Source organism: Bartonella sp. AA1HLJMS (assembly GCF_042197445.1).
GTDB lineage: Bacteria > Pseudomonadota > Alphaproteobacteria > Rhizobiales > Rhizobiaceae > Bartonella.
In genome coordinates this window covers 1-7,383 of the sequence record NZ_JBHIRW010000044.1, presented here as the reverse complement: position 1 = coordinate 7,383, position 7,383 = coordinate 1, and the positions used below count along the sequence as shown (strand labels likewise).

Genomic DNA, 7,383 nt, shown 5'->3' with positions numbered 1-7,383 from the left:
TCAGCATTGCCATAAACTTGACCACAGACTTGAGAAAAATGGCGTATTTTTGCATTTTCATACACTCTTGCATGACCGTAGGCACAAGCCTCATCATAGACCCAGCAATTGCCATCATGGGATAGGTTAACTTCCTTTTCAATAAAGCCGCCTAAAGACCCCGCCTTTATATCATCGAAATCTTTTAAAGCACGAATGCGATAAAGGCTTATAATATTTCGAGTAAGAGCATGTTTGATTTTTTTGATTTCACTAGTTAATTCGTATTTTTTGCACATAGAGATACCCTCACAATTTAATGTGATAAACATTTGATAAAATTTGAAATGGAAAAATTGGGTTGGAAAGCAGGCGCCCCCGCCGCGCCCGCGCGTCTTTACGCAGCGTTATTTTCAATAATCTTTACAACGGTATCGTTTTCATAAATTTCACAATCTTCAGGAATTCCATATGCATAATAAAAGTTTTGTTTGACATATGAATAACCATCTCTTTTTAACCTTGCATTGCCATGTACCAAACCTCTAATGGTGTGATAACCAGTCACTTTTGCATTCCCATAAACAGAACCATAGACCTTAACATACCCACCCACGCTAGCATTGCCATAAACCTTGCCATAAATTTTAGCAGCGCCACTGATAACAGCATGATCATAAACTACCGCCTTGCTATGAATACGAGCATTTCCTGATAATTTTGCATTGCCATAAACCCTTGCATATTGATAAACCCACACCTTATCAGAAAGATGCGCATTATCATAAACATGAGCTCCAAAATACACGCGGGTTTTATCATATACATGCGCATTGCCATAAACAAAACCACCAATGGCAGCATTGCCATATACCCTTGCATTTTCATAAACACGACCAGATTTTACAACACAAGCATTATCATAAACCCAGCAATTGCCATCATGAGAGAGGTTATCTTCCTTTTCAATAAAGCCCCCTAAAGTACCTGCTTTAACATCAGCAAAGTCTTTTAATGCTTTAATGCGATAAAGGGTATGATTATTAATTACACGCGTTTCATTTGTGAGTGCAAACTTCTTTTGCATGAGCACAATTCCTTTATAGAGATTTAAATTTTTAAATGAGATGTTTAAAGGAGGGCGCCCCCGCCGCGCCCGCGCGTGTCATTTACGCAGCATCACTTTCATATTCGCTGTCATTATCATCGTCATAATACCCTTCAAAATCAGCATAATACTCATGACGATAATAATCATCTTCGCTCCCAAACTCAGGATATGCATCATCACAGATATCTTCATTAGCTGTTAAAGAGGCATTGCTATGAATATATGAAGAACCAGAGATAAGAGCATCACAAATAACGGCATCATCAAAAACACGTGATTCATCACAAATGTAAGCAGAGCCACTTATTTTTGCATTGCCTCCGACATGAGCATCATCACAAATGACAGCATTATCGGAAATATGAGCATGATCAGTGACACGGGCGTTATCATAAATTTGTGCATTGCCTTCAATTACAACGGCGTTGCTAGCATGCGCATTACCAGACAGTTTTGCATTGTCCTTTAATGTCATACCTTCAAAAATAGCATTCCCATAAATTTGCGCATTACCATAGACATCAACAAAAAAGCTTTTTACTTTAGCATTTCCAAAGACGCGTGCATTTTGAAAGACCCGAGCTTTATTATACACCCAGCAATTACCCTCATGAGATAAGTTGTTTTCATTTTCAATATACCCCCCTAAATCGCCTTTTTTGACATCATCAAAATCTCTTAAGGCTCTAATTCGAGTTAAGAAATGACCATCGATATATTCACAATCATCAATAAATTCGTATTTTTTTGCAGGCTCTTGTTGATTAACAGATGCGATTTCATTTGAAATGGAAGAGGAAATTGTATTTTGGGAATTTTTCATTTTAAATTCTTTCTTAACGTAATAAAGTTTTCAATTAACACCCTATAAGGGCGCCGGGTGTTGAAAACACGGCGTTAAGTCCGTCGTCACACTTTTCTCATTAAAGAGTATTGTATGGTGTGACCACACCCGACACAATCGTTATATGCTAGCTACAGCATAAAAGAAAGTCAGTCTTTTAAAGAAATGAGAGAAACCTTATCGGGGTTTATCCGCTTAACGCTAAGTGTTTTCATCACTTGAGTATTTATATAACAAAATACGTATTTATTGTCAATTAATTTATAAACTTTTTTGATATTTTTTTGTATTTTTTTAAATGCGTTGTGTATTAATAATATCATATGCTTATGAATTTATTCTTTTATATTTATGTGTGTTTAAAGCTATATTATAGGCTTTATAAAACGATTGTGTTCTTTTTTGAATCTATACATTTATAATATTTAAAAACGCTCTCATAATGCGTTTTTTTATCTTTATAACCTATCAATTTTTTTACTAAATGAATTTAAAAATTTTTGTGAATTTTGTTTATAACGCATTTATCATTTGAACTATCTTAATAAGCGCCGCGCTTTTATAACCAATGCATTCATTTGCATTTTTGCTTTATTCAAATAAGGCTGTTATTTTTACGCATTCTCTATAGCTGTTATATGCTTTATAGCCATGGTGTTATTTTTCATTTTCATGATAAAAATGATACATATGATAATTGTAATTTAGAGACTGTTATGAAAACACTTATGAAACTATCTAAAGAGGGATTGATAATTATAGAAATTAGCAAAATCCTTTTTAATAGGCTTTTGTTATTTTGATTAGTTCTTTTTAAAAGATAAAATTATATTTCTAGTGAGTGATTAACACGTGTCTTATGAAAAGCGTATGAAATTAAAAACTGATTACGTTATCAAAATCCCTTTTATGAATTTTAATCAGTTCTTTTGAATAGATAACCTTATGATTTAGAGAATGATTACAACGTGCTTTATGAAAGCATGTGAACCTTTAAAGCCTTTCAAAAGATAGTTTGTAACTTATAGAAATGCTATAAAGACCATTATGGTTATGAATTTTGAGTATTTTGAGTATTTTGAGGGTTCCTTTTACTCCCCCCTTTATATATTTTTTTCAATCAAAAATAAAAATTATTATATTTCAATAGGTTAATATCTTAAAAATACAATCTATGATATATATTTAAAGGAGTTTTGAAGGTATTTTGAGGGTGTGAGAAACCTTCAAAACCTATAAGTAATATAAGAAAATGAATATATATAACTCTCTTTAAATAAAGCTTTTGAAAACAATAAAGCTATCATTTTAGATTACGGTATAACCTCTTAAAGGCAATCCAAATAAGAGTATCTAAAAGTGCAAGTTTCTTCTTTTTAGAAGAACGCATGATAAATTATCCTTTTAAAGATTATATGTAAGCAATGTATAAAGAGGGTATAGAGTATAAAGGGGTATAGACCCTATAGGTATAAGACCTTATCCCCTTATGAGTTATCATACCCATTATGTGAGCATGCTTTATAAGTTATTCGGTTTCTCTTATTTCTAATTTTGGTAAGTTCTTAACAATTTTCATTGTTTCTAAACTTACAGTGATAACCCTTTGAAATAACTCTAGAGGGTAGGCAGGGTTGCCAACGGTTTCAACAGCATAGCGATTGGCATCATTCACAATGCCACTCTTTTTATCAGTCTTAACACATTGACGCCCCATAACCCATTCAAGAGCGGGCTTGCCATTGACGATATACTCATAAGCTTCAAGAGGGATATCTGTTATTGTGATATTGCTATTGTAAAAAACAGTTGATTTATCCTTTTCCTTACTATTCTTAATTTTTGCGAATTTCATTTCAGTTACATAATAAAACTTTTCGGGATTAGAGATCTCTGTCTGTTTTGGATTACCCTTTTTAAAGGTCACTGGATAAGGTTCTACAGTTTCATAATTCACGTGCAAATGACCCAGTTCACGCCCTGCTGTTACAAATTTCCAAAAATCATCAGCACTCTTTACACAAGGAATGCGAGGTAATTCTTTGCATAAATTATCAGCATAACGAGAGCGATAATCTTCCGAATGAAGTAAACCGTAAACATAATAGAATAAATCATCTTTTGTTATGGTTTCATTAGGATAAGCGGCTTTAAAATAGTCTAGACCTTCATCAGTAATGGCATCACGCTTCTGTAAACCAGCTGTTTTACTTTCTTCTGTAGAAATTAAAAATAAATGAGTTTGTTTTTTGTTTTTATCTTTTGAGACCGTTGTGTCTTCGTAAATATAGCGTGGAAAGCATTGACCTGTATCTATTGCATGAAAATCAGGTAGATCCTTAGTCATAATAACAGAAAATCCACTTCTTGCCCCTATAGCAGAAACTTGTATCACTGTATTTTTGATCATTTTTTCTACAGGAAAGATACGAGGCATTTGATAAATTGCTTCATTAAAAATGCGATTATAATAAAGCCACTGTCGTGTAAAAGGACGATATAAACTTTGAACAAAACCGACTTCTTCAAATTTTAAAATATGACCTCTTGCTAATTGTTTTTTTATATTCAAACTCCAACTTATCTTGCTTGTATCTGAATTAACAAAATTATCTACAGCCTTTGTACGTGATTTACTGTCAGTGTGCGCATAAGCATTATTAAAACGTTCTGCTTCACTGTTATAGAAGGCAATCATGTTACCCATATTTTTCGCTAAAATTGCACGACTTGAATTGTATGCCCAAGCATCACGACTAGTCGTAATGCCACAAGAATAAATCTCAAAGAGTTTTTTCTCATGAGGTCTCTTATCGCCTAAAGCTAAGAATGTTTCAAAACTGTCATCACGTTGACGTATCCAATCACCATGCTTATCTGGTGTGATTATTTGCCAATCTTTTTTACTTCGTGTAATGCCATCAATACTACCAAAGTCCTTAATTGTTTTAAGTTTTTTTTCTCTTGTTTGATTATCACCAATATCATGATAGTAAATTTTACAAGGTCCAATAGTATTGGGATTTTTTATAAACAGCGTCACGGCAATGCCCGTCATACTACCACTACCAAAAACATTTTCACCTTCTTGAGCAGCTCCATTGCTTAACATATTTTTACGAAGATCCTCTCGTAAATTAAGTACATAAATACTCGTAAATTCTTTGGCTAAAGATTTTCGTAAACTATTCATTGTCGATTTTTCTATGTAACCAGAGCCAGAAACAAAGCCGATTACCCCAGCATTACCAATACGGTCACTTGCCCAGCGCATAGCACGAATATAACTGTCATAAAAATTTCGCGTATTCATTGATTTAGATTGAGCAGCATAGGTTTCACGAATACGGTTATTTAATATGGGATAAGGGGTATTCTTTGCATTGTCATTAGCACTTTTTTGACCTGTTGAATAAGGAGGATTGCCAACAATAACTTGGATATCTACTTCCTGCTGTTTTTTACACCGCTCTGAATTCTCAAACATATAGCGTGTAAAAAAATCTTTTTCTTCAAGCATCAAAAACGTATCAGTTAAACAAATTCCTTCAAAAGGGATATACTCTCCTTTCATAAGACTATGATAGGTCGATTCAATGTTAATCGCTGCTATGTAATAGGCTAGCAAAACAATCTCATTGGCATGAATATCATGACGGAATTTATATTTCATATCCTCTGGTTTGATGAGCTTGGATTGTAAAAGCCGTGTAATAAAGGTCCCCGTTCCAGTGAAAGGGTCAAGAATAGAGACGCCTCGAGAACTTAAGCTTTGTCCAAACTCTTGCTCTAAAACATCATTGACGGAATGTAAGATAAAATCAACTATTTCAATAGGCGTATAAACAATCCCAAGTTTATCTGTTGTCTTTTTGAATGCCTTGGTAAAAAAATCTTCGTAAAGTTTGATAATAAGATTCTGTTTTGCTCGCGTTTCAATAATACCCTCTGTATCATCCTTTACACTTTGATAAAACTTTTCAAGATCTTTGGCTTCGTCTTTGATATTCATCTTATCAAGTTCTCTTAAGATCTTTTCCATGGCTTGTGAAATGGCATTGTTTTGCACAAACTCATTTCCATCAAACAAGGATTCAAAAATAGGACGTGTCACAAGGTGTTGCGCCAACATCTCAAGTGCATCCTCTTGCTCGATACTGTCATTTAAACCGTTCTTTAATTCTTTATGAAAGGCATCAAAAGCGTGAAAGGCTTCACTCTTTTTATCAGCGAGTATGCTTTTAAGACGAATAATATGATTTTGTGCAATTGCAGCTACATTGCCAGCCCAATTTCCCCACTGATTAGGCTCTCCACATTTTTTGACAATGATGGGCTTAATAGCACGCGATAATTCATCAACATAAAACTCGAATTCTTTTTGTCCTCCATATTTATAAGAGCTTTCACTTGCTACTGAACCAATATGAAGCCCAGCACTTTCCGATTTCGCGTGGAAAGAGAGTTCGTCAACAACTGCGGTCATTGCTTGTAAAGCAGGGTCAAAAGTGACCCCTACAATCTCAAACACATGACGAACATCTTGGTCCAGCTCTAAGGCTTTTATTTTGTTTTTAAAGTTGTCATCATGAGCACGCAAAGCATTGAGAACTTGCCAGATGACATCATACTTTGTATTGTTTTCTAAAGCCTGTTGTGGTGGAATATTAAAGGGAATACCAACGGGTAAAATAATGTAGCCTGTTGTTTTACCTTCTGCGCGGCGCATCACACGCCCCACAGCCTGTATCACATCCACATGACTTTTACGCGGGTGTAAAAACATAACCGCATCAAGAGCAGGGACATCGACTCCTTCAGAGAGACATCGGACATTGGTTAATACACGGCAGTTATTCTCATCTGTCTCTTCTTTAAGCCAATCAAGTAATTTATTATGATTTTTGCCATTAAAAGATCTATCAATGTGCTTAACATCAAAGATAAGAGAAGTCTTACTTTCGGGAACAAATTTATGATATTCATCAATGGCGTCATTGAATAGTTCGCTAACTAATTGAGACGTCTTGATATTTTTACAAAAAGCCAGAGAACGACGCATAGGTTTTATGCCATCTTCTTCCTTCTTTTCTATTTGGGAAAGTGCTTTGTAGCAGCCAATGATTTTAGTTGTATCATCAAGAATAAGTTCGGAATTTTTATCTTTAAGGCGTTTCTGAATCGTTGCGTTAATAATTGCTTCATCAACAGCCAAGACGATAACTTTATAGGGTGTTAAAAGTTTATCTTTTAGAGCTTTTGAAAAAGTATACGTGTAAAGATTTTTTCCATAGAGCTCTTCATCATCCATGGACGCCAGAACAGCATCAGATGCGTCAGCCTTCTTTTTCAGCTTGTCGGTAAAGATCTTAGGGGTTGCTGTCATGTAGAGGCGTTTTTTGCCTCGAATAATGCTATTGTCATGAACCTTGATAAATTCAGATTCATG

3 protein-coding genes and 1 pseudogene are annotated in these 7,383 nt (G+C 34.6%); all 4 read right to left on the bottom strand.

What is annotated here, in order from left to right; all coding sequences use genetic code 11:
* Positions 1–278: pseudogene (locus ACFIQE_RS08100) on the bottom strand (hypothetical protein); the annotation flags it as partial.
* A gap of 98 nt (positions 279–376) precedes the next feature.
* Positions 377–1,066, bottom strand: a complete 690-nt coding sequence (locus ACFIQE_RS08095; RefSeq protein WP_375627516.1) for a hypothetical protein — start codon at positions 1,064–1,066, stop codon at positions 377–379.
* A gap of 82 nt (positions 1,067–1,148) precedes the next feature.
* Positions 1,149–1,913 (bottom strand): hypothetical protein, encoded by a 765-nt coding sequence (locus ACFIQE_RS08090; protein WP_375707502.1) that lies wholly within the window; start codon positions 1,911–1,913, stop codon positions 1,149–1,151.
* Positions 1,914–3,462: 1,549 nt separating this feature from the next.
* Positions 3,463–7,383 (bottom strand): type ISP restriction/modification enzyme (locus ACFIQE_RS08085; RefSeq protein ID WP_375707501.1); only part of this gene is annotated, 3,921 nt, incomplete at its 5' end.